Raw genomic sequence first — 26,075 nt, 5'->3', positions numbered from 1 at the left:
CCTATGTCGTTGCTCGTCGTCGGTTCTCGACATCATGCCCGTGCAGGAAAACACGCACAGCTGCCGCGATGTCGTCCTCGTCCGGCCGCGTGCCTCGGATGCTGGGCTCGCCGGTCAGCGTCAGCACCATGAGGTGGAGGGCAGCGCGCTCGGGGTCCTTGAAGCCGAGCTTCTCCAGCTCCGCCGCCAGCGCTCGTCGAACCTTGCGCGGACCGGTCTCCTGCCACGCCTCGACCGCCTCGGCGGGGATGTGGGTGAGCTCCGCGTTGATCTGCCGCACCAGCGCGAAGTGCTCGGCGTGCCCCTGCTGGGCGGCCATGGCATTGCCGAATGCGACGAGGTCCTGCTCCAGGTCCGTGACCTTGTGGAAGTGCCGCTCGATGAGCGCGATCTGGTCCTGCGCCGCTTTCTCCGAGCTGGCCTGGATGACGTTGCGGAACAGGTCGGCCTTGTCCGCGAAGTGGTTGTAGAGCGTGCGCGTCGAGACCTCGGCCTCCTTGGCGATGGTGTCGACGCTCGCGCGCGAGTAGCCGTCCCTGGCGAACACGCTCAACGCCCCGCGCAGGATCGCCTGCCGCTTGTCCGGTCGCATGGGATTGATCGTAGTACAACGGTCGTTGCACTAAGTACCACGAGCGTTGTACTTTGGCTGCCATGCGAATTGCAGTGATCTTGGGGAGCACGCGTCCGGGCCGCCGATCCGAGGCCGTGGCGCGGTGGGTCCTGGACGTCGCCAACGCGCGCGGCGACGCGTCGTTCGAGCTCATCGACCTGGCGGACGTGAACCTGCCGTTCCTCGACGAACCGGTTCCCGCACTCTTCGGCGAGTACGCGCACGACCACACACGGGCCTGGGCATCGGTCGTGGCGTCCTATGACGGCTTCGTGTTCATCACGCCCGAGTACAACCACTCGTTCCCGGCTGTGCTGAAGAACGCCCTGGACTACCTGTACGCGGAGTGGAACGACAAGGCCGCCGGGTTCGTGAGCCTGGGCGGAGGTGGTGGCCTTCGCGCTGTCGAGCAACTGCGCCTTGTGCTGGCGGAGCTGAAGGTGGCGACCGTGCGCACGCAGGTCGCGTTGGGGCGTGGCTCGCTGCAGGGAGGGTTGCAGCAGCACGACGAGGAGCTCCACGCCATGCTCGGCGAGCTCGTGGCGTGGGCGTCGGCCCTGAGGTCGGTCCGGGCGATCGCGGCCTAGCGCGGAGTCGCGGTGACCGACGAGGTGGATTGGGGTCAAACCACCCGATTGGACGTCAGAACGGCACGGGCGGCGGCAACCAGATCCGCCTCCCGTCCGTGCCGCGCCACGGCCTGCAGACCGACCGGCAGGCCCTCGGAGTCGAACCCCGCCGGGATGCTGATCGCCGGGTGTCCGCTCAGGTTGAACGCCCAGGTGAGCGCGGTGTTGATCCGCGAGCCCGGCCCGTCGTGCCCGTGCGGCGGGCCAGGAGTCGTCGGGGTGAGCAACAGGTCCGCCGTCTCGAACAGTTCGTCCAGCACCGGGTTCGGGCCGCAGCGGTTCGCGAACCAGTCCCCGGCGGGATCCGGCAGCACCAGGTCGACCGGCCGCGGCCGCAACGGTGCCGCTGCTCGCCAGGCGATCTCCAGCTGCTCGTCGTCCACCTCGGCGAATCCCAGGTTCGGCGACCAGACCGCTGTGGGAGAGCTGACCTCCGACGTGCCGAGGTAGACCGCGAGCAGGTCGGGATCACGGGTGAAGACCCCGACCGCGGCGCGTTCGGCCGACGTGGTCTTGAGGCCGAGCACGCCGCACCACGCGGCAGGAATGCGGATCGAGCCCGCCCCGTCGACGCCCGTGGCCAGCGGCACGACGCCCGAAGCGACGGCGACCGCCGACCCGGCCGACGACCCGCCGGGTGTGCGGTCGAGGTTCCACGGATTCCGTGTGACGCCACGAGAGTTGCGGCCCCACGTCTGCCATGGGGTGCTGCCATCGGGGGTGGTGGTCAGACCGATGGGCACGCAGCCGAGGGCCATCAACCATTCGCGGTGGCTGCGGCGCTCGCCCTGCTTCACCGCGATGGGCATGCCCGCGAGAGGCAGGGACGGGTCGACCGGCCTGAACGACTCGTAGACCGTGTGGAAGGCGCAGAGCACCGGCTCCACGCGGTCGAGCCGGGCCAAGGCCTCGCGAACCAGGTCAGGCATGATCCACCCCGTGAAATGGACTCGTGCTGTGCACCACCTGGCCGAGCTCGCCGAGAAGTGCGGCGAGCTGCCTGCCTCGTTCTTCCGGTTCCAGGTGGTCGAGCTGTGGGTCTTCGGCGAGCTGCTCGACGTGCCGAAGGACGTCGAGGTGATCGAGGTCGCGCTGGTCACGGACCTGCCGGTGGAGGAGGTGCCGTGGCTGACCGAACCTAGTGGCGCCGAGCACTGGGCCAACTCCACGCGGCTGTCGCGCAACCCGTTTCAGGCGTTCTGGCGATCCAAGGACGCGCCCGTGTGGAATCACCGCATCGAGCGACCCGCGTTGATCTGGAGCGCCGCCGACGGCATCAACGAGGAAGCGCTGGTCGCCGTGAGCGACGGCGCGGGTGAACTGGTCAGGGCGCCGGCGCCGGCGCCGGAGGAGCTCGGCGAGCGGGTCGACGACGAGCTCGCGGTGAGTCTGCGGGCGTTGCGGCGAGCCAACCGCGACTACACCGACCGCCGCTGGAGTCCCGGCAAGCTCACCCCGTACTCGGACGCGCTGTGGCGCACGACCACCGGCTACCTCGACCTGCTGGACGTGCGCGCCGGATGACGGACTCGACGTGTGGTTCTTCGGTGCGGTTGTCACAGCTCCGACGGCCCTCGCTGGGCGAGATGCTCCAGATGGTGCGACATGGCGATCGCGACCCAGCGTGAAACCCTGTTCGCGGTCCGCCCGCCTCCTCGTCGGCATCCCAACAGTTCACGATCGCCCCACGAGTAACCGCTGCCGGCGAACTCCGGCCGCGCCACGAGTTCGTCAGCCAGGTCCGTGAAGGCCTCGCCGGCCGCGCCCTTCGCGACCTTGCCGTCCTCCTTGCGGAGTTGCCGGCGCATCGCGATCACGGAGTTGGGCACCGTGTAGTACAGGTACGGGTTGATGGTGCGTGGTCCTGGGGGACCTGGTGCCGGGGGATTGGGGTGCACCACCCCGTAGTCGCCGTAGTTGATCTCTGCTCCGCTCACTCCTCGCGCGACCTCGCGCCACAGGAGGACTTCGGGCCGGTCTCGGACAGCCGTCACGAAACCGTGCCTGTCGGCAGGTATCGAACCGGCGAGAAGAGTCGTCGAAGCCGGGCCGAGTCGATCGGTCAGCATCCTGGCGAGCGCCAGCGTCAGGGTCAGCCGGCGTGGGTGAACGGTTTCCACGTGGCCCAGGTCGATGACCGCATGCACCGGATTGTCGTCGACTCGCGCCCCGCCGGCGATGCGTCGCAGGTGGTCGTCGAGCCGGCGTTCGGAGAACTGGAGTTCCTGAAACCGAATCACGATCGGTCGTGGCCGGTGCTCCTGGAGCAGTGCGATCCCTCTGAGTTGGTCGTCTGACGCTGATGCGGAGATGACGGGGATGAAGGCCGGGACATCCGGAGCGAACAGGCCGAGCTTGTCGAACAGCGTGGCTTCGATTCGATTGTCGAGGTGTTCGAAAGGTCCGCCTGGATACCGCGAGATCGCAGCCGCAGGGCTCAGCAGGTGTGTGTCAATCCATACAGGTTGGCGGCGCATTGCCATCTGCACGGCGGCTTCGACCAGTGCGTGCAGGAGTTGCCCGCGACCTTCTGGCTGAACGGAGTCGAGCAGTTCAATGATGACTCGCGGTGTGGAGTCTGCTCGATCGGTGAGGTGCCGGAGAGATTCGAATTCGCCCATCTTGCTCTTCATCGCGACCAAAGGCCTGAAGGACATTCCCCGCCCTTTCCGCAGTGGCATCGCGGACGACTTCGATCATGCGGGGCGGTGAACCGGCGTGTGGCCCGCCGGACGAGTGAATTCGACTGGTGTGGCCCCCGGCAGCACCTGGTCAGGGAGCCACACCGCGTTCAGGGGTCACCAGCCGCGGGCGCGCCACTCCGCCAACGAGGGGCGCTCCTTGCCGAGCGTCGAGTCGTCGCCGTGGCCGGGGTAGAACCAGGTGTCGTCGGGCAGGACGGCGAACAGGCGGTCCTCCACGTCGTTGATCAGCGAGACGAAGTTGTCCGGCGACGTGGTCTTTCCCGCACACCCCGGAAAGAGTGAATCATGCGAGTAGCGTGTCGCAGCTATCGCTTGGGATGTGACAGTGAGAGTGATGCCGGCAGGCAGCCGCGCTTCGATCATGAAGATCGCGCTCTCATGGCTGCCGACTGCACGGTTGGCAGCAGCTGGGGTGATCAGCAAACGTTTGCGTCGGCATTTCTCTACCGCCATCTCGGCAGCGACGTGCATGAGAGCGCGACCATCCGGGCTTTCGGTGACGAGCCCCAGACCGCCCAGCCCCCTGCCCGACTCAACGGAGCACAACCAAGCCGCGACGCTCTACTGGCGGTGAACATCTGCATCACCGCACCTGCTCCTGAACCAGTGTGCCGTACAAGCAAGATCAGTGGTCATCTGGACGGTATCTGCGTGGTCATCTGGTCGACAGGGTGATGGCGAGTGGGACGCTTGCTCGGCGGAACCTTCCCGTAGTGCAAGCGCACCACATTTCATGTTCGACGACATGAATCCACCTGCGGAAGCACGCCATGTCCGAGGGCATCAACGTTCAGCTCTCGGCGCCATCCGCTTCAACCCCGGATTGGCCGTTGGATCGCGGGCGTGTGCGTGGACATGTTCAGCTCACCAGCCGCGGGCGCGCCATTCCGCGAGCGAGGGGCGTTCCTTGCCCAGCGTCGAGTCGTCGCCGTGGCCGGGGTAGAACCAGGTGTCGTCGGGCAGGACGGCGAACAGGCGGTCCTCCACGTCGTTGATCAGCGAGGCGAAGTTGTCCGGCGACGTGGTCTTTCCCACACCCCCCGGAAAGAGTGAATCTCCGGTGAAGAGGTGCGGGTGGCCCTCCGGGTCGTCGTAGAGGACGGCGATGGAGCCCGGGGTGTGGCCGCGCAGGTGGATGATCGAGAGCGGGACTTCTCCCACGTTGATGGTGTCGCCGTGGTCCACCAGGACGTCCGGTGGGACGGGCAGGACGGCGGCGTCGAGTTCGTGGGCGACGGTGTTCGAGCCGTGGGCGCCGGCCAGGGCTCCCAGCGCCTGCCAGTGATCGGCGTGCTGGTGCGTTGTCACGATCGTGCGCAGCCGGGGGCGGTTCGGGATGTGACCGAGCAGGTCGGACAGGCGCTCGTAGTCGTTGGCTGCGTCGATGAGCAACGCCTCGTTCGTGGACCGACAAACGAGCAGGTAGGCGTTGTTGTCCATCGGTCCGACGGAGATCTTCGTGATGGTCAGCGCGGCCAGGGTGCGGCGGGCCGCGGGGCCGTTCGGCTCAACGTGTCCGGTGTAGTTCTCGAGTACGTCCACGGTGGCAGACGGTAGTCGCTCGAAGGTGCGCAACGCACACCTTCAGGTTGCATACAGGTCTCACTCATAGGGTAAGTAAGGATCAAGCTCCGACCCCCGAGTACGCCGAAAGAACCAACGAACAGGTCCCCACCTCTCGTGATTCCAGCGCAACGACAAAAGCCCCGGACTGCCCGCAGGGTCAGCTGGGACGTCCTCCGGGTCGTCGCCATCGGGTGCGTGTTGCTCCACCACGCCACGCTCACGAGCGTCAGCAGCCACCCCGATCTCGGGCCGCTGCCGTTCCACTTCCCGATGTCGATGGGCGCCAGCACGTTGATGGTCATCTCGGCCTTCTTCGCCTGCGCCTCGCTCAACAGCGGCACGCCGGGGCGATTCCTGTGGAGAAGACTCGCGCGCCTGTTGCCGGCGTACATGGCGGCCGTGCTGCTGACATACGCCGTGCAGCGGTGGATCGCGCCTGAGGGGTGGAGTCAGCTCGACGGCAGAGATGTCGTCTACAACCTGCTGCTGGTCAACCAGTGGTTCCCCGACGTCAACATCGTCGACTTCGCGTACTGGACCGTGCCGGTGCAGATCGCGGCGTTCATCGCCGCTGCCGTGCTCGTCAAGCGGATGCGGGGCAGGAAGCTCCGGGTCTTCCTGTGGGCGCTCATCGTCACACCGCTGCTGCTGCGGCCGTTGCTGGACCACTCGCACACGCTTTTCGTGGTCTACAACGGTTTCGCGCTGCACAGGGCGCAGCTGTTCGCCGCCGGCATCGCGATCTGGTTGTGGCACAAGCAGCGGATGAGCACCCCGCACCTCACCGCGCTGCTCGTCGCCACACTGATGGCCCAGGCGATTCACACCACCGAGTACGGTTCTACGCTCGGCTTCGGCGTGCTGCTCCTCCTGGTGTGCGCCGCGGCCGCTGGACCCGATTGGGTGTTTTTCGCGCCGATCGCCAAACCGGTCACGTGGCTCGCGGGCATCTCGTACGGGGTGTACCTCGTGCACCAGCAGATCGGCACCGTGGTGATGGACCGCATGCACGCCTTTGGGCTGCGGTCCTGGTGGCTGATCGCCGGTTTCCTCGCCTCGGCGCTGGTGCTGGGCTGGCTGATGACGAAGTTCGTCGAACGGCCCGCGTACCGGTTGCTCACTCAGATCCAGTCGGGCAGTTCGGGCAGCTCACCGCGCAGGCCGGCACCGCCGGTCCTGCCGGTCAGCCAGCCCAGGACGGCGCTGGCGGATCCGCTCACCGAGTTGCGGCTGGCGGGGCCGTTGACGGTCCAGATGCGCTGACTGCCGTCGGGCAGGGTCACCTCGACGCTGAACGGGTCGACCCTGCCCTCGAACTGCTTCACGGCGTCGTCGAGGAACTCGTCGACGAAGTCGCTCGGCAGGTCCTCGAACCCGATGCCGTGGTCGAGGTCGATGAGGTGGATCCACACCTCGCGCAGGCGGAACAGCGGCACCTGGGACGCCGGGATCGGCTGGCCCTTCGGCGCCGTGACCTCGGAGCGCCACGAATGCGCCGGCATCTCGCGGCACGCGGTGTCGAACCGCACGCACGCGGCGTCGAGGTCGGCGCGCATCAGCTGCAGGTGGCGGCGCGAACCCTCCTCGATGTCGGCGTCGCGATCGGCGCGCGACGCGTACGCCTGGTGCTCGACCCCGGTGCGCGCCCAGGTGAGTAGGTTCACCAGCGCGTCCGCGTTGCGCGCGAGGTGGGTGATGACGTGTCCGCGGGTCCAGCCGGGCAGCAGGCTCGGACCGCGCACGGCGGCCTGGTCCAGCTCCTCGACGACCTCGTACAGCACGTCCGTCGCCTGGCGCACCGCGTTGATGTGCCGGTCGGGCACTCCGCGCGGTGCCGGTACGGAGGTGTGCTGCGTGGACGGCGTGTAGGTCATGTGCTGCCTCTCCCCGACGTTGAGGCTTGAGATCGAAGTGACCAGCCTAGGAGTAAACCCAGCTCAGGGGAATGCGCCAGCGACCAGAACCGTTTTTGTCAGGGGTCGGCCCTATGGTGCACCGCGTGGGGCTCGGCTATCGCGGACACGGCCCCACGCAGCGCGCCCTAGCATGGTTGGCGGGTCGGTCGCAGACTCCGAATTGATGCTAGTACGCTTCGAACGCTTGTTCGGAAGAGTGTGGCGTGAGTGACCCGCCGATCGCAGCCGAAGGGACCCCAGTGGCAGACCGTCTTGTCGTTCGCGGCGCCCGCGAGCACAACCTGCGCAGCGTGGATCTCGACCTGCCGCGGGACAGCCTCATCGTCTTCACGGGGCTGTCCGGCTCCGGCAAGTCGAGCCTCGCGTTCGACACGATCTTCGCCGAAGGTCAGCGCCGCTACGTCGAGTCGCTCTCCGCGTACGCGCGTCAGTTCCTCGGGCAGATGGACAAACCGGACGTCGACTTCATCGAGGGCCTGTCGCCCGCGGTGTCGATCGACCAGAAGTCGACCTCCCGCAACCCGCGGTCGACGGTCGGCACCATCACCGAGGTCTACGACTACCTGCGCCTGCTCTACGCGCGCGCCGGCAAGCCGCACTGTCCGCAGTGCGGTGAGGCGATCGGCAAGCAGACGCCGCAGGAGATCGTCGACCAGGTGCTCGCGATGGAGCAGGGCACCAAGTTCCAGGTCCTCGCGCCGGTCATCCGCGGGCGCAAGGGCGAGTACCTCGACCTCTTCCAGAACCTGCAGGGCCAGGGCTACTCGCGCGCGAAGGTCGACGGTGTCGTCTACGCGCTCGCCGACGTGCCAAAGCTCAAGAAGCAGGAGAAGCACCACATCGCGGTGGTGATCGACCGGCTCACGGTGAAGGCGTCGTCGAAGCAGCGCCTCACGGACTCGGTCGAGACCGCGCTGCGGCTCGCGGACGGCCTGGTCGAGCTCGAGTTCGTCGACCTGCCGGAGACCGACCCGAAGCGGATCAGGGGCTTCTCCGAGAACCTGGCGTGTCCGAACGGGCACCCGCTCGCGATCGAGGACCTGGAGCCGCGGTCGTTCTCCTTCAACTCGCCGTACGGCGCGTGCACGGTCTGCACGGGCATCGGCGTGCGTAAGGAGGTCGACCCTGAGCTCGTGGTCCCGGACGACGAGCTGAGCCTCGAAGAGGGCGCCATCGCGCCGTGGGCCGGCGGGCAGACCGCCGAGTACTTCACGCGTCTGCTGCAGTCGCTCGGCGAGACCATCGGCTTCCGCATGGACCAGCAGTGGCGGCTGCTGCCCGCCAAGGCGCAGAAGGCGATCCTGCACGGCATCGATGAGCAGGTGCACGTCCGCTACCGCAACCGCTACGGCCGCGAGCGCTCCTACTACGCCAACTACGAGGGCGTGATCCCGTTCCTCGAGCGGCGCCAGGAGCAGACCGAGTCCGAGTACATGCGGGAGAAGTACGAGGGCTACATGCGCGAGGTCCCGTGCCCCGCGTGTGCCGGCACGCGGCTGAAGCCCGAGATCCTCGCGGTCACGCTGCACCACGGCAAGAAGGGCGACAAGTCCATCGCCGAGGTCTGTGCGATGAGCGTCGGGGAGTGCTCGGAGTTCCTCGACGGGCTCAAGCTCGGCAAGCGAGAGTCGATGATCGCGGGCGCGGTGCTCAAGGAGATCCAGGCCCGCCTGCACTTCCTGCTCGACGTGGGCCTCGACTACCTGTCGCTCGACCGCGCGTCCGGCACGCTGTCCGGCGGTGAGGCGCAGCGCATCCGGCTCGCCACCCAGATCGGCAGTGGTCTGGTTGGCGTGCTGTACGTGCTCGACGAGCCGTCGATCGGCCTGCACCAGCGCGACAACCACCGGCTGATCGAGACGCTGACCAGGCTGCGCGACCTGGGCAACACGCTGATCGTCGTCGAGCACGACGAGGACACCATCCGCACGTCGGACTGGGTCGTCGACATCGGCCCCGGCGCCGGTGAGCACGGCGGCAAGGTCGTGCACAGCGGCCCGTACAAGAAGCTGCTGACGAACAAGGACTCGATCACCGGCGCCTACCTGTCGGGCCGCAAGCAGATCCCGATGCCGGCCAAGCGCCGCAAGATCGACAAGAAGCGCCAGCTGACCGTCGTCGGCGCCCGCGAGCACAACCTGCGCGGCATCGACGTGTCGTTCCCGCTCGGCACGCTCACCTCCGTCACGGGCGTGTCCGGTTCCGGCAAGTCGACGCTGGTCAACGACATCCTCGCCACGGTCCTCGCGAACAAGCTCAACGGCGCGCGCCAGGTGCCCGGCAGGCACACCCGGATCAAGGGCCTCGACCAGGTCGACAAGCTGGTGCAGGTCGACCAGTCGCCGATCGGCCGCACCCCGCGGTCGAACCCCGCCACCTACACCGGCGTGTTCGACCACATCCGCAAGCTCTTCGCGGCCACGACCGAGGCGAAGGTCCGCGGCTACCAGCCGGGCCGCTTCTCGTTCAACGTCAAGGGCGGCCGCTGCGAGGCGTGCGCGGGCGACGGCACCATCAAGATCGAGATGAACTTCCTCCCGGACGTCTACGTCCCCTGCGAGGTGTGCAAGGGCGCGCGGTACAACCGCGAGACGCTCGAGGTGCACTACAAGGGCAAGACGATCTCCGAGGTCCTCGACATGCCGATCGAGGAAGCGGCCACGTTCTTCGAGCCGATCAACGCCATCCACCGCCACCTGCGCACGCTGGTGGACGTCGGCCTCGGCTACGTCCGGCTGGGCCAGCCCGCGCCGACGCTGTCCGGTGGTGAGGCGCAGCGTGTGAAGCTCGCGTCGGAGCTGCAGAAGCGGTCGACCGGCAAGACGGTCTACATCCTCGACGAGCCCACGACCGGTCTGCACTTCGAGGACATCCGCAAGCTGCTGGGTGTCATCAACGGCCTGGTCGACAAGGGCAACACGGTCATCGTCATCGAGCACAACCTCGACGTGATCAAGACCTCCGACTGGATCGTCGACATGGGCCCCGAAGGCGGTTCCGGCGGCGGCATGGTCGTCGCGGAGGGCACTCCCGAACAGGTCTCCGAGGTCGAGAACAGCTACACGGGTCAGTTCCTGCAGCAGGTGCTCGGCGACGAGGAGGTGTCCGTGGCGGGGTGAGCCCGCTGAGACGCTCGACCGTATGACATGTCGTCAAGAATTGGCGATGGTGTGAGTTTTCGCCGAGAACCTGTCACTCGAACGAGCTATCCGGGATGATGTCGCCCGTGTCACTCCACCGGTACCGATTCCGCAGCGTATGGCACGTCTGCGCATCTCCGGCGGTCGTGTACGACGTGCTGTCCGACATCGCCAACTACCCGAAGTGGTGGCCGGGGGTGCGGTCGGCGACGAGGATCGACGACGAGTCCGGCGTGCTCAGATGTCGTTCGTTCCTGCCGTTCGATCTCGTCGTGCAGGTGCGGCACAGCATCGCGAACCAGCAGGCAGGTCTCCTGCGCGCGTCGCTGACCGGTGACCTCGAAGGCTTCGCCAGCTGGGAGATCATCGGCCGCGACGGCGGTACCGAGCTCGTGTTCGACCAGGATGTCGTGGTCAACAAGCCCTTGTTGCGGCGGCTGGTGCTGATCGCCAAGCCGTTCTTCCGAGGCAACCACGACCTGATGATGCGGGGCGGTCTGAAGGGGCTGAAGCAGGTACTCGCCGACCGCGCGGCCAGCGAGTCCTGACCTCACGAGATCTGAACGATCAACCGGTCGTCGCCGGCCTGGGCACATCTGTGCGGTGCTTCGAAGTGGGCGCCGCGCTCCTCGTAGGGCCATGAGCAGGACCAGTCACCGGACTCCCAGAACTGGCCCTGCCCCTGGGTCTGACCGGCCGTGATCGCAGTCCGGTAGCGGCTCGCGATGTCCACGGCCGCCTCGCAGCCGATCCACCCGCCGCTGAGGTCCATCACCCGCGGGTTGTCTTCGCGGCAGACGACCAGCGGAGCGTCGACGCAGAAGAAGTCCAGCTTCTTCCACACCTCCATGGGCACTCCATCGCAAGGCATGTCCGTCTGCGCCTTCACGAACCGCCACGCGCCGTCCTTGTACTCGAAGAGGACGGGCATGTCGTTGGACTCGATCGTGGTCGTGCGCAGCTTCCCGAACGCCCACCGGTCCTGCGCGCACTTGACGTCGGCGTAGACCAGGCCGGGCTCCGGCATGTGCAGTGCCTTGAGGGAATCCGGCGTCACCGCGTCGCACGGAGCCACCTTGACCTCCTTGACCGCCAGGTCGGCCGGGATCGAGACCTCCTTCATCGTGGTGACGAGCTCGTCGGAAGTCTTGGTGAGGCGCGGTTCCCGCGCGTCGGTCGCGGCCGCGAGCTCGGTGAGGACCTTGGCCTGCTCCGGGGTCAGCCGGTGGCCGACGAACCGGAAGTCGATCTTCACGCCGGCTTTCTCGGTGCGTTCCTTGATGATCGCGCGCACCTCGTCCGCGCTCTTGCCGCACGCGTCGGCGCCGTTGCGCGCGACCACCACCACTCGGTTCGTCTTGTCACCGCGGAACGGATACGTGCGCGAGAAGTCGTCGATCGCGGCGAGGATCCCGCTGAGCAGCGTGGCCTTGCCACTGGGCGTGATCGCTCGGACCTCGTCACCGATCTTGGCGGCCTGCCCGGTGCCGGGGGAGACGAGCTCCGCGGTGTTCGCGCCGTCGCAGGCACCACCGAAACGGCGCAGTGCCAAGGAATCGTCGGCGGACATGTTCGACGCCGCAGTGCCGACGGCGTCGGCCACCTCGCGGAAGTCGGCCGACTCCGACGAGTCGATCAGGAACGTCGTGCGGTGATCAGGCGGTAGGAAGACCCACAGGCCCCCGGCGACGAGCCCCAGCACCACGACGACAGCGCCTGTTATCAGCAACCAGCGTTTCACGACGTTCCCCCTGGACCCTTCGACCGCAGCGACGACAGCTCGCCCGTCATCTCCTGCGCCTTGGCGTTGTACGCCTCGGCGGCCTTGGAGTAGACGGCGAGCGGCTCCGTCAGGTTCCGTCCCGAACGAGCCGCGTCGAGCAACGTGCCGGCGGCCTCGATCACCGCTGCCTGAAGGGTGCGCAGGCTTACTGCCATGTCCCGCAACAGAATCGCGTGAGTCGAGCTGGTGCGGCCGTCGAGGTCCTTGATCTCGACGTCGACGACGGCATTGCGCGCCGCGGTCACCGCATTCTCCGCCAGGTCGAACCGGCCGTCCTTGAGCGCGGCGGTGGCGGTGTTGAGCTTCTCCACGGTGGGGTTCAGGACGTTGACGACCGACTGCGACGACCTCAGCACCGGCTCGATGGTGGTGTACCAGTCGAGCACGCTCTTCAGCGCGTCCGGCGATTCGGTGAAGGTCGGCTCCTGGGCCTTGAGCTGAGTGGTCAGCTTCGTCAGGCGGTCGTGGTCGTCGCGGTCGACCTGGTAGCCGATGAACCGGAACTCGATGGTCAGGCCGGCGGCCGCGACCCGGTCCCGGATCTGGGTCTGCACGAACTCGTCGTCCGGGTCGCACGCGTCCTTGCCGTGCCGCGTCACGACGATGATCCTGTTGACCTGCTTGGCGTTCTGCGACCACCCCGAGGTGAAGTCGCCGACCGCCTCGACGATTCCGCGCTGCAGCGTGGCTTTCGTGCCCGGTCGCACCGTGCGGGCGGCTTCGGCGATCTCCTTGCGGTTGCCCGTGCCGAAATCGACCAGCTGCCTCGTGTTGTCGTCCGTGCCGCACTCGCCGCCGAAGCTGCGCAACGACTGGGAATCGCGCTCACCCGAGTTGCCGACGACGGTGGTGAGCGCGTCGGTCACGCTCGTGAGATCGCCCGCGGCCGAGTCGATCAGGAACGTCGTCTTGTAGACGGGCGCGAACATCGGCCGAACCCAGCGGAAGCCGACGAACACGCCCGCGGCGACCAGGACGACGACGAGCAGGATGATCAGGGCCCGGTTCCGTCTGCGCCGCGCCGCCGGTCCGCCGATTTTGTCGTGGGTCTGCTCGATCGCGGACGACGCCGCCGACGACAGCTGGTCTGCCGCGCTGACGGACAGCCGGATCTTGTCCATGAACGCAAAGGTAGCGAGTTCGGGCGCGAAAGAAGTCAGGTTCGGCCGGACAGGTGCCGCACCAGCAGCGCCAGCTGAGCCGCGTACTTCTCGGCGAACTCCGGTGTCGCGGGATCCTCACCGGTGATCTGGCCGGCGGTGTGCCGCAGGGTCAGCGGCGCGGCCGCGGCAGCCATCAGTGCCAGCAGCAACAGACCGGGGTCCAAGTCTGCGGGCAGCTCGCCGGCGGCCTGGCGTTCGCGCAACTGGTCAACTTGGGCACGCAGGAACGCCTCATCGGTCGGCGGGCTGTCCCCGGCCAGGTTCGACCACGCCCACACCCGGCCCTGGTCGGTGAGCGTGGTCGCCACGAAGCTCGCCAGCACCTGGTCGAGCGGCTGGTCCTGGTGCGCCATCTCGGCCGCGGTGCCGTGCCAGCTCGTGGCGAGTTCCTTGTACAGGCCTTCTTTGCCGCCGAAGTAGTACGAGATCAGCTGCTTGTTCACGCCCGCGCGCGCCGCGATGTCCGTCGTGCGCGTGGCCGCGTAGCCCTTCGCACCGAACTCCGCAGCGGCCGCCTCGATGATGCGGGCCCGCGTGCGTTCCGGGTCGCGTTTGCGCTCCGAGGCGCTGGGAGAGCGGCGTTGATCCACCGCCACACGGTAGCCGACAGCCGAGTTTCAACCAACGGGTTGACTTAATCAACCGTGCGGTTGAAACTGGGTCGCATGAGGATCGCAGTGGTTGGTGGAGGAATCGGCGGGCTGTGCCTGGCCCACGGATTGCGCAAGGCCGGTGTGGACGTGGCGGTGTACGAGCGCGATCTGTCGCGCACGGATCGCCTGCAGGGTTATCGGGTGCACATCAACCCGCACGGGGCCGCGGCGCTGCGGGAGTGTCTGCCCGCGGCGAACTGGGAGCGGTTCGAGCGGAGTGCCGGCCACAGCGGCAACGGGTTCGGGTTCCTGACCGAGCAGCTCAGGCCGTTGCTGCTGCTCGATCCGGAGCAGGAGCAGCACTACTCGGCCAGCCGGATCACGCTCCGGCAAGTCCTGCTCGACGGGCTGGACGTGCGGTTCGGCAAGCGGTTCGAGCGGTACGAGCAGGGCGACGACATCACGCTGCACTTCGAGGACGGCACCACCGCGTCGTGCGACGTGCTGGTCGGCGCGGACGGGATCCGGTCTCGGGTGCGCAAGCAGTACCTGCCGCACGCGGGCACGGAGGACGTCGGCGTCACGGCGATTGCGGGGAAGCTGTTCCTCGACGAGAACCCCTGGGTGCCGTCGGAGCTGGTCGTGCGCGCGAACTCGATCATCCCGACTGGCCGGGCCGGGATGTTCCTGGCCGCGCACGACGGCTTGGGCCTGACCGACAACCCCGACGACCCGCTGTTCGACAACGTGCGGCCTTACCTGATGTGGGCGTACGCGGCGGCGGACCTGACGGTCCACGATGGACTGGATCTGCAACGCGAGGTGCTCACCCGGATCTCGCGGTGGAGCCCTGAGCTGCAACGGATCGTGGCGGCGTCACCGCAGGAGTCGATCAGTGAGTGGCGCATCCGCTCGTCCAAGCCGATCGAGCGCTGGCAGCCCACCAACGTCACGTTGCTCGGCGACGCCATCCACGCGATGACGCCGATGAGAGGCGTCGGGGCGAATATCGCGTTGAGGGACGCGCAGCTGCTCGCGCGGTGCATCGCGGAGGGTGGTGACTCGATCGCCAGGTACGAGAGGGAGATGTACGACTACGGGTTCGCCGCGGTCCGCGACTCGCTGCGGGCGGCGAGGCAGTTCGCGGACGGCAGCCCGGTGGCGCGGACGATCTTCAAAACCGTGCTGCGGACCGCGAGTGCCGTCCCCGCGTTGAAGCGCGCGATGTTTACCTCTCAGGGGGAATGAAAGAAGTTTGAACCGACCTGGTGTCCCGTACGTGTGGCTGGCGTTGGAGGGTACGAGCCAGGAGGTTCATGATGATCCCCAAGAGCGTTGCGGTCGTCGCGCTGGGGTTGATCTCGCTGACCGCCTGCACCGTCACGCCGGCGAGCAAGCCGGTCGCGCAGCAGCAGAAGAGCGTTGTGGCGCTGAAGGTTGCCGAGATCGACGACCTCGGGCCCGTCGTCACCGACGACAAGGGTTTCACGCTCTACCGGTTCGACGGCGACAAGCCGAACGAGTCCACTTGCGACGGTGAGTGCGCCGCTGCCTGGCCACCCGCGACCGTCGCCGGCGAGAACTTCACGGCGGAGGGTGTGGGCAAGGTCGGCAGCATCGTCCGCAAGGACGGCAGCCGTCAGCTGACCGTCGACGGCATACCGCAGTACCGGTTCGCCAAGGACGGCAAGCCCGGCGAGACCAAGGGGCAGGGCCTGCAGGGCAAGTGGTTCGTCACCGGCCGCAACGGCGAGCGCACCCGGCTGGCCGCCCGCACCGGCGTGGTCGCCGGCCTCGGCGCGGTGCTGACCAACGACGCGGGCCTCACCCTCTACCGGTTCGACGGCGACAAGCCCGGTGAGTCCACTTGCGACGGTGGGTGTGCCGAGGGCTGGCCGCCGGTCTACGTGGAGGGCGAGCAGCCGCGGGTGAAGGGCGTCGACCCGAAGCTGCTCGGGACGATCACCCGCGAGGACGGCAGGAAGCAGCTCACCGTCGCGAACTGGGCGCAGTACACGTTCAAGAACGACACCAAGCCCGGCGAGGCCAGGGGCGTGACGGTGCCGAAGTGGTTCGCCACCGCGACCGACGGCAAGAAAGCCCAGCAGAACAAGGCGATCGCGCTCACGAGTGCGACCGTCAAGGACCTCGGCGTCGTCGCCACCGACTCCGGCGGCATGACGCTCTACCGGTTCGACAACGACTCCGCGAACCCGCCGACGAGCAACTGCTCCGGCGAGTGCGCGGTGCAATGGCCGCCCGCTCTCGTCGACGAGGGTTTCCAGGTGCAGGGCGTGGATCCCTCGCTCGTCGGCACGATCGAGCGGGACGGGAGGAAACAGCTCACCATCGCAGGATCACCGCAGTACCTCTTCTCGGGTGACAAGGTCTGCGGTGATGCCAACGGGCAGGGCGTTGGCGGCAAGTGGTGGGCTACCAGGGCCGACGGAAGTCGCGCCGGCCGATAACGATGAAGGGAACCTTCATCCACGTGAGGTGGACGAAGGTTCCCTTCATCGCTTTAACGGAGGCGCATCAGGACGGCCTGTTCGGGTTCCAGCACCGGCAGCTGGATGCCGACGTCACCGAGCATCGAGCCGGGCAACGAGACCGGTTCCCACTTCTTGTCGTCCCGCCCGATCAGTCTCGGCAGGCCGGCGGGTGCGTCGAACGTCAGCTGGTACGTCCGCGAGCGGTCGAGGCCGGGGAAGCGCACGCGCGCCGGCTTGTGCTGCACCGAAGTCGCGATCTGGGCGTAGCAGAACAGCGCCTCGGACTGATCGGCGGCGACCACGCCGTGCACCCACGCTGCCGGGTCCGGGTGGTCGGAGTGCACCGAGACACCGCTGTGCACCAACGAACGCACGTCCTTGTAGTACTCGATCGCGGCCTGCAGTCCCGCGCGCTCGGCGTCGGTCGCCGAGTTGATGTCCCACTCGATGCCGAAGTGCCCGAACATCGCGGTCGCCACCCGGAACGACAGATCGTGCGTGCGGCCCGTGGTGTGCGAGTGGGTGGGGCCGACGTGCGCGCCCATCAGCTCCGGCGGCAGGAAAACGCCGGTCCACCGCTGGATCAGCTGGCGTTCCAGGGCGTCGTTGCAGTCGGAGGTCCACACGCGGTCGGTGCGGGAGAGCACGCCGAGGTCGATCCGGGACCCGCCGGACGAGCAGCTCTCGATCTCCACGTGCGGATGCCGCAGCCGCAGCTCGTCCAGCAGCCGGTAGAACGCCTCGGTCTGGTCGTGCACGCGCGCGCCGATCAGGTCGCGGTTGTGGTCCCACTTCACGAACGCGATGTCGTTGTCCGACAACACAGACGAGACTCGGTCGAGGATGTACGCGTAGGCGTCGGGGTGCGCGATGTTCAGCACCTGCTGGTTGCGCCACGACGGCGGCAGCACGCCGGGACGCGGACCCAGCACCCAGTCGGGGTGGGCGCGGTAGAGATCCGAGTCGGTGTTGATCATTTCCGGCTCGAACCACAGGCCGAACTCCATGCCCAGCGAACGGACGTGGTCGATCAGCGGGGTGAGACCGTCTGGCCACACGGTCTCGTCCACGTACCAGTCGCCGAGGCCCGCGGTGTCGTCGCGGCGGTGGCGGAACCAGCCGTCGTCGAGCACGAAGCGTTCGACGCCCAGAGCGGCGGCGGTGTCGGCCAGGGACTTCAGCCGCGCGAGGTCGTGATCGAAGTAGACGGCCTCCCACGTGTTGAGCACGACGGGCCTCGGGCGGAGCGTTCGCTCGCGCAGCTGACGGTGGAAAGCCGCGCTGATGCCGTCGATGCCCTCGGAGGAGTAGGCCGCGTACAGCCACGGCGACTCGTAGGTCTCGCCGGGTGCCAGCATGATCTCGCCCGGCAGCAGCAGTTCGCCGCCGCCCAGGACGGGCGTCGAGTCGGGAAAGCTCTCCGCGTACGTCACGTGGTTGCCGCTCCACGCGACGTGCACCGCCCACACCTCGCCGGAGCGGAACGAGAAGCCCGGCGTCCCGGCGAGCAACCCGATGGTCGCGTCGGGCCCGGTGCGGCCGCGGCGGTTCTCGCGGACCCAGGAGCCGTAGTTGAACGGGTGGCGCTGCGGAGAGCGTTCGCGGGCCCACCGGCCGGTGAAGTCGAGCAGTTCGCCTGCGTGGGCAGGCGCCGGAAGCGCGGTCTCCAGACCTTCCAGCCAGTACGGCGTCGAGCCGTCGTTGCGGACGGTGTGGCGCAGTCGGAGCATGCCGGACGGTGCCAGTTCCACCACGCCGGTCACGGTCAGCTCCGCCGCCGAATCCTCGGCCACGTAACGGAAGATCGAGTCCTCCACGGAGAACGAGGTCACCGCGAGCGACGGCGCGAAGTGCTCACCGCCGCGGTGCCCGCGCAGACCGGGACGGCCCGAGTGCCCGGCGCCGGCCTCCGGCAGCAGCGCGACCGTGACCGCGTGGTCGGGCGAGCTGTTCGGAATGGTTCCCGTCAGCACGTCGGCCAGGGCGCGCAGTGCGTCCTGGCCGACGTCGCCGAGCGTGCGCCCCCAGTGGGTCACGACCGGGAGTCCGGCTCCCCGGACGTCGATCACCACGCTGGAGGTGGCGTCGTGCAGGTGCACGACCTCCGAGTTGTTCATGCGGGCCCCGTCCACATCAAACACAAATGAACATTGCGCCGATCCTGTGATGCGGGGCTCGCGTTGTCAAGCGTTCGAACTTGTTGGGTTGTGTCTGATTAGACGACCAGGCTGAGCAGGGCGGCAACCACGAAACCGACCACCGAGAGAATGGTCTCCAGCACCGTCCACGACTGCAGCGTTTCCTTCACCGAAAGGCCGAAGTAGCGGGAGACGATCCAGAACCCTCCGTCGTTGACGTGCGAGGCGATGATCGAACCGGACGCGATCGCCATGACGATCAGGGCGAGCTGCGGCTGCGAGTAGTTCAGGTCCGCCAGTACCGGTGCCACGATGCCCGCGGTCGTCACGATCGCGACGGTCGCCGAGCCCTGCGCGATCCGGATGACGCAGCTGATCACGTACGACAGCGCGATCACCGGCAGACCGAGGTCGGACAGCTCGCCCGCCAGGGTCTTGCCGATGCCGGTCGCGGCCAGCACGGCGCCGAAGAAGCCACCGGCACCGACGACGAGCAGGATCATCGCGACCGGCCGCAGCGACGCGCCCGCCATCTCCGCGACCTTCTCGCGCGTCATGCCGCGCCGGAAACCCAGCAGCCAGAACGCGAGCAGCACGGCGATCGTCAGCGCCACGGCGGGAGTGCCGAAGAACGTGGCGATCGAGTACGGCCGGGACCCCTTCTGCAGCAGGATCGAGCCGAACGTGCCGGCGAGGATCAGCACCAGCGGCAGGCCGATGATCGAGAGCACCAGCCAGAGCGAGGGCGGTTCGCGGTCACCGTTCTCCTCTTTGGCCTGCTCGGCCGCGACCAGCATCTCCTCCGGCACCGGCACGTTGATGCGCTTGCCGATCCAGTACGAGTACAGGACACCGCCGACGAACCAGGACGGGATCGCCACCGCGAGTCCCATGATGATGATCCAGCCCAGGCCGACCTTCAGCAGACCGGCCGCGGCGACCGGGCCGGGGTGCGGCGGCATGAACGCGTGCATGACCGACAGGCCCGCGAGCAGCGGCATGCTGAACAGCACGATCGACTTGCCGCTGCGCTTCGCCGCGACGTAGACCAGCGGCGCCAGCACGAAGATGCCGATGTCGAAGAAGACCGGCACACCGAAGATGAGACCGGCCAGACCGATCGCGACCGGCGCGCGCTTCTCACCGAACGCGCTCATCAGCTTGTCCATCAGCACCTGCGCGCCACCGGACGCCTCGAGGATCGCGCCCAGCAACGTACCGAGACCGATGATCGCCGTGATGTGGCCGAGGATGCCGCCGAAACCCTTTTCCAGCAACGAGTCCGAGGCCTTCTGCGCCGACCCGACCAGCGTCTCCGTCGGGACGCCGGCCGCCAGCGCGACGAGCAGTGCCACGACGAGCAACGCGATGAACGGCTCGACCTTGAACCTGATGATGAGGAGCAGCAGCACCGCGATGCTGACTACCGCGAGGGTCAGCAGACCCGGTGTCGTGTGTTGCAACCAGTCGATCACGGGCGGCTCCTGAGTGAATGGCCTGGCAATGCGCCGGTGGGGGTTCCGTCGTCGATCACCGTCACCCCGTTGACGAACACGTACGGGATGCCGGCGGCCTGCTGCCGAGGCTGGTCGAACGTCGCCGTGTCGGCGATCGTCGAGGCGTCGAACAGCACCAGGTCGGCCGCGTAGCCCTCGCGGACCAGACCCCGGTCGGTGAGCCGCAAACGCTGGGCGGCACGGCCGGTGAGGTGCTCGACGCACTCCTCCAGGCTCAGCACACCGAGTTCGCGGACGTAGCGCGCGAAGTAGCGGGGGAACGTGCCCCATGCGCGCGGATGCGGGCGGTCGCCGACGAGCAGCCCGTCGCTGCCGCCGGTGTGCGCCGGATGTCTCATGATCGCCTGCACGTTCTCCTCGTGGCCCACGTGCATCAGGCAGGAGGTGCCGAGGCGTTCGTCGACCAGCACGTCGAAGTACAGGTCGGCCGGATCGCGCCCCAGCCGTGCGGCGGACTGGAGAACGCTCGCGCCGACCAGATGCGCGTTGTGCTCGTTGCGGACGCCGTTGATCTCGATGGAGTCCCAGTCGACCGGCACGCCGTGGCACCCGTCCGAGCCGATCTCCTCGATCTCCTCGCGGATCCGCTCACGGGTGTCCACATCGGACAGCCGAGCCAGCGCTCGCTCCGGCCCGCCTTCCGTGGCCCACGACGGGAGCAGCGCACTCAGGTACGTCGCGCCCGGCAGGTACGGATAGGTGTCGAGGCTGATGTCCGCACCTGAGGCGATCGCGTCGTCCAGCAACGCCAGCAGCTCCGGTGCGCGGCCTTTGTTGACCGGGAAGTTCATCGTGGCGTGTGCGAGGTGCAACGGGCAGCCGGATCGCTTGGAGACGTCCACCATCTCGGCGTAGGCCTCCAGCGCGCCCGCACCGTAGCTGCGGTGGTGCGGGCTGTAGTACCCGCCGTACTTCCCGACGACCTCGCAGAGCTGCACCAGCTCGGACGTGTCCGCGTACATGCCGGGCGTGTAGGTCAGCCCGGACGACATGCCGAAAGCGCCCTCCACCAACGACTTCGCCAGCTTGTTCTTCATGACGAGCATCTCGGCCTCGGTCGCCGGCCGGTCCTCCCAGCCGACGGCGAGCATCCTGAGCGTCCCCTGCGGCACCAGGTAGGCGGCGTTCACCGCGATGCCCTGGTCGAGCCGGTCGAGGTACTGGCCGACCGAGCGCCAGTTCCAGTCGAAGCCCGGCGGATCGTCGTTCCACCCGGCGAGCTGGCTTCTCAGCGTCGCGAGCACCTCGTCGTTCACCGGTGCGTACGACAGGCCGTCCTGACCGAGCACCTCGGTCGTGACGCCCTGCGAGACCTTCGCCAGGTGGTCCGGCTCGGCGAGGATCTGCAGGTCGGAGTGCGAGTGCATGTCGATGAACCCCGGCGCGAGCACGAGCCCGTCCGCGTCGATCGACCTGGTGCCCGTGAGGCTGCGACGATCATTTTGGGTGCCGATCTGCGAGATGACGCCGTCCTTGATCGCCACATCCGCGCGATACGTGGGTGCGCCCGTGCCGTCTGCGATCAGTGGACCGCGCAGGACGACGTCCTCCATCGCAGCACTCCTCAGAAATAGGTGCGAATCAGGTCGACCACGGTCGTGCCCTCGACGACCGGGATGAGGTGCCACTTGTCGAACACCGTGCAGGGGTGGGAAAGCCCGAGCCCGACCCAGTCGCCGACCCGGACCGTGGCCTCGGCGCCCAGGGACAGGAACGCGTGCTGGTCGTTCAGCGCGGTGACCTTCGCCTGCGTCAGCGGGGCGATCGCGCCGTCCCTGCGGCGCACCAGCTGCGGTTCCGGCAGGCCCAGGTCGTACGACGCGTCGCGCTTGCCGAGCGTCAGCAACGCCAGGTCGCGCTGCGGCCGTGACGTCACCTGGGCCCAAGCCCTGAACGCCGGGCGGAACGATTCCACGCCCTCGATCCGCGAGAACGGCGAAAGTTCGCGGTAGAAGCCGTCGTCGTGCGTGATGTACGCGCCACTGCGCAGCACCGGCGTCACCGGCACCGGCCACGGCTGCGTCAACGTCGCCGCCACCTGGTCGAAGTACTGGCTGCCGCCCGCGGTGACGATCACCTCGTCCAGCTCGTCGAGCATCCCGGCGTCGGCCACGCGCAGCACCAGCGTCCGCAGGTCGGTCAGGTAGCGGTCCACAATGGACTGCGACGACTCGGACGCGTCGTGCGCCAGAGCGCCTTCGTAGCCGCTGATCCCCGCCAGTCGCAGCACCGGGCTCTGGTCCACGGCACGTGCGACGGCCAGCGCGGTGTCCTGATCGCGCGCACCGGTACGTCCGCCGGGTGCGCCGAGCTCGACCAGCACGTCGACCGGCCGCGACGGCTGCAGCTCCTGCAGCGTCTCGCTCAGCAGTGCGACCCCGGCCTCGGAGTCGGCCCAGCAGGTGAACTCGAAGCGCGGGTCGTGGTCGAGCTCGTTCACCAGCCAGCGCAGCGCGGCGGGGTCGAGCAGCTGGTTCGCGAGCAGGATCCGGCTGACGCCGAACGCCCGGTAGACGCGCAGCTGCGACGCGTTGGCCGCGGTGATGCCCCAGATGCCGTGCTCGATCTGCCGCTGGAACAGCTGCGGTGCCATCGTCGTCTTGCCGTGCGGAGCCAGCTTGACGCCGTGGTTGTCACACCACTTGGACATCGTCGTCAGGTTGTGCGTCAACGCGTCCGCGTCCAGCACGACGAGCGGGCCGACGAACTCGTCGGCGAAGAGGTCCAGCCGCCGGTCGGCGACCTCGCCGATGGTCGAGCCGAACGTGCTCGACGGCATGCCCTTGAACCGCCAGCTGACCCGTTCGGAACGGATGTCGGCGACGGCGGAAAGATCGATCTCCATCAGTTGTTGCATAATTTGCAACTCCCATTGCGCGATGTGATGCTGGAGTGTGTAGCATTCGGGTGCGCCGCCGTCAACGAACACCTCTGGAGCACGCATGCGGTTCGAACACGTCGGCGGTGTCGTGTGTCTCGGCGAGACCATGGTGATGATGGTTCCGGCAGAACCCGGTCCCGTGCATCTGGTACGCACGTGGCATCGCACCGTCGGGGGCGCCGAGTCCAACGTCGCCATCCACCTGGCACGACTCGGCGTCAGCTCGTCGTGGGTGAGCGCTGTCGGCGACGACTCGTTCGGGCTGGCGGTGCTCGACGCGGTCGGCGGCTTCGGCGTCGACACCTCGCGGGTGCGGATCGACGCGACCCGCCCGACCGGCCTCTACGTCAAGGAGGCCTCACCGCACGGCAGTCCGGTGCGCTACTACCGGCGCGGCTCCGCGGCATCGGGCATGGGCCTGGAGATGATCGACCGGCTGGGCTTGGGCGAGGTGAAGCTGGTGCACATCAGCGGAATCACGGCCGCCTTGTCCGATTCGTGCCTCGCGTTGCTGCGCGAGTTGCTACACAGGCCGCGGCACGGGTTCAAGATCTCGTTCGACCTGAACTGGCGTCCCGCGCTCTGGGCGGACCGCGATCCGCGCGTGCTGCGTGAGCTGGCGGACCTGGCCGACATCGTGCTCGCGGGTTCCGACGAGGCGGAACTGGTGTGGGGAACCGGTGATCCACACAGGCTGCGGGCGTTGCTGCCCGTCCCGTCCTCGCTGGTCGTGAAGCAGGGGGCGGACGGTGCGACACTGCTGGAAGCCGGTTCGTCGTACTTCGAACCGGCGCTGAAGGTCGAGGTCGTGGAGCCGGTCGGCGCCGGTGACGCGTTCGCGGCAGGCTTCCTCGCGGCGACGCTCGCGGGCGAGACGCCGTCGGTCCGGCTGCGCGCCGGGCACCTGCAGGCGGCCACCGCTTTGCTCACCGCCGAGGACGTCGGAGATCCTTTGCCGGACGACGTGACAGATCCGCTGCTGCACGCCGACCCGCAGACCTGGGCGTCCGCCCGCCTGGAGGTGTGAATGAGCCAGAGCCTCGACCGCGCGCTCACCCTGGTGAGCCAGCTCGCGACGGGCCCGAAGACGCTGGACGAGCTGTCCGGCGTGATCGGCGTGCACAAGTCGACGACGCTCCGGCTCCTGCGCACGCTGGAGTCGCACCGGTTCGTGCAGCGCGACGGCGTGCACCACTACCGCCTCGGCACGGCGCTCTTCGACCTCGCCAACAGAGCCCTGGAGGAACGCGACGTCCGCCGCGCCGCCGAACCCGCGCTGCGCGACCTCAACTCCCGCCTGGGCTACACGATCCACCTCGCGTCCTATGAGGACGGTGAGGTGATCTACATCGACAAGTACGAGTCGAGCCACCCGATGCGGATGTACTCGCGCATCGGCCGGCGCGCACCGTTGCACTGCACGGCCGTGGCGAAGGTCCTGCTCGCCGACCTGCCCGCCGCGTCGCTGCAGAAAGTGCTGTCGACGATGGAGTTCCCGCGCCTGACTGCGAACACCATCATCGGCCCGACGGCCTACCTCGCCGAACTGGAACGCGTGCGCGCCAACGGTTACGCCGTCGACAACGCCGAGCACGAGGACTTCATCCACTGCATCGCCGCCCCGATCCGCGGTTCGCGCGGCGAGGTGCTCGCCGCCGTGTCGATGTCGGTGCCCAAGGTGCTGCTCGACTTCGACGGCCTCCTGTCCCACCTGCCGGACCTGCTCGCCACCGCAGAGGCTGCCTCGGTCGAATGCGGTTACGTTCCCAAATAGGATTCCGCACAGCTGAAGGGGAAGATCCGTTGTCCAAGGTTGAGATCAAGACCGCCGACGCGCCGCAGCCGGTGGCCCGTTTCTCGCAGGGTGTGCGCAAGGGGAACATCCTGCAGGTGGCCGGCCAGGTCGCGTTCGACCCGAAGTCCGGCGAGATCGTCGGCACCACCGTGGCCGAGCAGACCCGCCAGACGTTCGCGAACCTCAACGCGGTGCTGGCCGCCGGCGGCGCCTCCATCGACGACGTGGTGATGATCCGCGTGTATCTCACCGACACCGCGCACTTCGCCGAGCTGAACGAGGTGTACGGCGAGTTCGTGACGGACCCGGCGCCTGCACGGACGACCGTCTACGTGGGACTGCCCGCCGGGTTGCTGGTGGAGATCGACGCGCTCGCGGTCGTGGACTGATCTGCTGGGCGGAACTCGACGCGCGAACCACGATCGACTGGTGCTTTGCTGTGGCGTGCCTCCATCCGGAGGCGCGCCATCGGCAGCTGGAGGTCAGGGTTGATCTCGGAGAAGGCCAACATCCGCATGCGAGCGGCACTGCACGCGATCAGGCCCGGCGAAGCACTCCTGCCGCCCTCCCTCGCCGTCATCGTCGCCAAGGGCTGGGTCGAGCACGAGTCCGGCGCGTACCTGCTGCGCGAGATGTCCGAAAGCAAGCCGGACGGCGACCTGCGCGCCGACGAGGCCGAGATCAACAGCCAGGACATCCCTCGCGGAGACGACCTGACCGAACTGCTGGGTGTGTCTCTGGCCTACGCACGCGCATGCCTCCGCCAAGCCCAAAGGCCGGTCACCGCGCTGTTCTCCATCTCGGAGCCCCACGACGACGTCATCCCGGTGACGACGAACGTGACGTTCTGGACAGCAGAACGCACACTGCCCGGCTTCGAGGACGACATCCGGCCGCTGATGTTGCTGAGCAACGCGAAGACCGACTTCCTGTACTCCTCCACCGACGAGCAGAAGAAGGTCATGGCCGACACCGTCCAAGCCCTCACCGACCTGGGCTGGGACCGCGACGAGTCGGTGCGGAAGGTCAACGAGTTCTGGGGTTTGCCGAGCCGTCGGTGGGCGTTGCTCTACGGCGACTGGATCGGGCGGCAGCCCGGCGAGCACTGGGCGAAACTCATCACCACGGCGTAGTGCGTTCTGCC

22 protein-coding genes and 2 pseudogenes are annotated in these 26,075 nt (G+C 67.8%); 11 read left to right on the top strand and 13 right to left on the bottom strand.

The window, feature by feature from the left end; translation table 11 throughout:
• Position 1: 1 nt before the first annotated feature.
• On the bottom strand, positions 2 to 592 hold the full coding sequence (locus tag JOD27_RS41395) for a TetR/AcrR family transcriptional regulator (protein WP_204767851.1): 591 nt from the start codon (positions 590 to 592) through the stop codon (positions 2 to 4).
• A 62-nt stretch (positions 593 to 654) separates the two neighbouring features.
• On the opposite strand from JOD27_RS41395, the gene JOD27_RS41390 reads away from it, so the two are divergent.
• Positions 655 to 1,200, top strand: coding sequence for an NADPH-dependent FMN reductase (locus tag JOD27_RS41390; RefSeq protein WP_204767850.1), 546 nt, complete (start codon positions 655 to 657; stop codon positions 1,198 to 1,200).
• A gap of 35 nt (positions 1,201 to 1,235) precedes the next feature.
• On the opposite strand, the gene JOD27_RS47030 is transcribed toward JOD27_RS41390, so the two are convergent.
• Positions 1,236 to 2,171: an amidase gene (locus JOD27_RS47030; RefSeq protein WP_204767849.1), complete on the bottom strand. Its 936-nt coding sequence runs from the start codon at positions 2,169 to 2,171 to the stop codon at positions 1,236 to 1,238.
• A 10-nt stretch (positions 2,172 to 2,181) separates the two neighbouring features.
• Here JOD27_RS47030 and JOD27_RS41380 point away from each other — a divergent pair, with 10 nt between their 5' ends.
• Complete coding sequence (locus JOD27_RS41380; protein ID WP_204767848.1) at positions 2,182 to 2,766, top strand: DUF7711 family protein; 585 nt, start codon at positions 2,182 to 2,184, stop codon at positions 2,764 to 2,766.
• A gap of 32 nt (positions 2,767 to 2,798) precedes the next feature.
• Here the strand turns inward: JOD27_RS41380 and JOD27_RS41375 are convergent, their stop codons facing one another.
• From JOD27_RS41375 to JOD27_RS41365, 3 genes and pseudogenes are all read right to left on the bottom strand, one after another.
• Complete coding sequence (locus tag JOD27_RS41375) at positions 2,799 to 3,875, bottom strand: beta family protein (RefSeq protein ID WP_204767847.1); 1,077 nt, start codon at positions 3,873 to 3,875, stop codon at positions 2,799 to 2,801.
• A gap of 165 nt (positions 3,876 to 4,040) precedes the next feature.
• Positions 4,041 to 4,235 (bottom strand): annotated as a pseudogene (locus JOD27_RS41370) (MBL fold metallo-hydrolase); the annotation flags it as partial.
• Positions 4,236 to 4,811: 576 nt separating this feature from the next.
• A complete protein-coding gene (locus tag JOD27_RS41365; protein ID WP_204767846.1) occupies positions 4,812 to 5,489 on the bottom strand; it encodes an MBL fold metallo-hydrolase in 678 nt (225 codons plus the stop codon).
• A gap of 138 nt (positions 5,490 to 5,627) precedes the next feature.
• Between JOD27_RS41365 and JOD27_RS41360 the strand changes: the two are divergent.
• Positions 5,628 to 6,587, top strand: a pseudogene (locus JOD27_RS41360) (acyltransferase family protein); the annotation flags it as partial.
• Positions 6,588 to 6,634: 47 nt separating this feature from the next.
• Here JOD27_RS41360 and JOD27_RS41355 read toward each other — a convergent pair.
• The gene (locus JOD27_RS41355) at positions 6,635 to 7,387 is read right to left on the bottom strand and encodes a maleylpyruvate isomerase family mycothiol-dependent enzyme (RefSeq protein ID WP_204767845.1); all 753 of its coding nucleotides are present in this window, start codon (positions 7,385 to 7,387) and stop codon (positions 6,635 to 6,637) included.
• Between the two features lie 281 nt (positions 7,388 to 7,668).
• Here JOD27_RS41355 and uvrA point away from each other — a divergent pair, with 281 nt between their 5' ends.
• Positions 7,669 to 10,548: an excinuclease ABC subunit UvrA gene (uvrA, locus tag JOD27_RS41350; protein ID WP_204767844.1), complete on the top strand. Its 2,880-nt coding sequence runs from the start codon at positions 7,669 to 7,671 to the stop codon at positions 10,546 to 10,548.
• A gap of 107 nt (positions 10,549 to 10,655) precedes the next feature.
• Positions 10,656 to 11,117, top strand: a complete 462-nt coding sequence (locus JOD27_RS41345; RefSeq protein WP_204767843.1) for an SRPBCC family protein — start codon at positions 10,656 to 10,658, stop codon at positions 11,115 to 11,117.
• Between the two features lie 2 nt (positions 11,118 to 11,119).
• On the opposite strand, the gene JOD27_RS41340 is transcribed toward JOD27_RS41345, so the two are convergent.
• From JOD27_RS41340 to JOD27_RS41330, 3 genes are read right to left on the bottom strand one after another with little or no spacing between them, the layout of a single operon-like run.
• Complete coding sequence (locus JOD27_RS41340) at positions 11,120 to 12,310, bottom strand: vWA domain-containing protein (protein ID WP_204767842.1); 1,191 nt, start codon at positions 12,308 to 12,310, stop codon at positions 11,120 to 11,122.
• A complete protein-coding gene (locus JOD27_RS41335; protein ID WP_204767841.1) occupies positions 12,307 to 13,473 on the bottom strand; it encodes a VWA domain-containing protein in 1,167 nt (388 codons plus the stop codon). Before JOD27_RS41335 ends, JOD27_RS41340 begins: the two co-directional genes overlap by 4 nt.
• Positions 13,474 to 13,508: 35 nt before the next feature.
• Entirely contained in the window at positions 13,509 to 14,105 is a 597-nt protein-coding gene (locus JOD27_RS41330; protein WP_307830621.1) for a TetR family transcriptional regulator, read from the bottom strand.
• A gap of 75 nt (positions 14,106 to 14,180) precedes the next feature.
• Here JOD27_RS41330 and JOD27_RS41325 point away from each other — a divergent pair, with 75 nt between their 5' ends.
• Positions 14,181 to 15,356, top strand: coding sequence for an FAD-dependent oxidoreductase (locus tag JOD27_RS41325; protein WP_204767839.1), 1,176 nt, complete (start codon positions 14,181 to 14,183; stop codon positions 15,354 to 15,356).
• 68 nt (positions 15,357 to 15,424) lie between these two features.
• Positions 15,425 to 16,576 (top strand): hypothetical protein, encoded by a 1,152-nt coding sequence (locus JOD27_RS41320; RefSeq protein ID WP_204767838.1) that lies wholly within the window; start codon positions 15,425 to 15,427, stop codon positions 16,574 to 16,576.
• A gap of 53 nt (positions 16,577 to 16,629) precedes the next feature.
• Here JOD27_RS41320 and JOD27_RS41315 read toward each other — a convergent pair whose 3' ends face one another.
• From JOD27_RS41315 to JOD27_RS41300, 4 genes are all read right to left on the bottom strand, one after another.
• A complete protein-coding gene (locus JOD27_RS41315) occupies positions 16,630 to 18,717 on the bottom strand; it encodes an alpha-galactosidase (RefSeq protein ID WP_204767837.1) in 2,088 nt (695 codons plus the stop codon).
• A 98-nt stretch (positions 18,718 to 18,815) separates the two neighbouring features.
• Positions 18,816 to 20,213, bottom strand: coding sequence for a GntP family permease (locus JOD27_RS41310; protein ID WP_204767836.1), 1,398 nt, complete (start codon positions 20,211 to 20,213; stop codon positions 18,816 to 18,818).
• Positions 20,210 to 21,808 carry an N-acyl-D-amino-acid deacylase family protein gene (locus JOD27_RS41305; RefSeq protein ID WP_204767835.1) on the bottom strand — a complete coding sequence of 533 codons (1,599 nt, stop codon included), beginning with the start codon at positions 21,806 to 21,808 and terminating at the stop codon, positions 20,210 to 20,212. The genes JOD27_RS41310 and JOD27_RS41305 overlap by 4 nt, the downstream gene beginning before the upstream one ends.
• Before the next feature lie 11 nt (positions 21,809 to 21,819).
• Positions 21,820 to 23,100 (bottom strand): amino acid deaminase, encoded by a 1,281-nt coding sequence (locus tag JOD27_RS41300; protein WP_372441797.1) that lies wholly within the window; start codon positions 23,098 to 23,100, stop codon positions 21,820 to 21,822.
• A gap of 97 nt (positions 23,101 to 23,197) precedes the next feature.
• On the opposite strand from JOD27_RS41300, the gene JOD27_RS41295 reads away from it, so the two are divergent.
• The 4 genes from JOD27_RS41295 (at position 23,198) to JOD27_RS41280 (ending at position 26,064) form a co-directional block, all read left to right on the top strand.
• Positions 23,198 to 24,163 (top strand): sugar kinase, encoded by a 966-nt coding sequence (locus tag JOD27_RS41295; RefSeq protein ID WP_204767833.1) that lies wholly within the window; start codon positions 23,198 to 23,200, stop codon positions 24,161 to 24,163.
• On the top strand, positions 24,164 to 24,910 hold the full coding sequence (locus tag JOD27_RS41290; protein ID WP_204767832.1) for an IclR family transcriptional regulator: 747 nt from the start codon (positions 24,164 to 24,166) through the stop codon (positions 24,908 to 24,910).
• Positions 24,911 to 24,939: 29 nt separating this feature from the next.
• Positions 24,940 to 25,320 (top strand): RidA family protein, encoded by a 381-nt coding sequence (locus tag JOD27_RS41285; RefSeq protein ID WP_204767831.1) that lies wholly within the window; start codon positions 24,940 to 24,942, stop codon positions 25,318 to 25,320.
• A gap of 99 nt (positions 25,321 to 25,419) precedes the next feature.
• The gene (locus tag JOD27_RS41280) at positions 25,420 to 26,064 is read left to right on the top strand and encodes a hypothetical protein (protein ID WP_204767830.1); all 645 of its coding nucleotides are present in this window, start codon (positions 25,420 to 25,422) and stop codon (positions 26,062 to 26,064) included.
• Positions 26,065 to 26,075: the final 11 nt, after the last annotated feature.

The sequence above is a fragment of the Lentzea nigeriaca genome (assembly GCF_016907955.1).
GTDB lineage: Bacteria > Actinomycetota > Actinomycetes > Mycobacteriales > Pseudonocardiaceae > Lentzea > Lentzea nigeriaca.
Note: the sequence above shows the minus strand (reverse complement) of the source record. Positions and strands in the feature narration are given on the sequence as shown.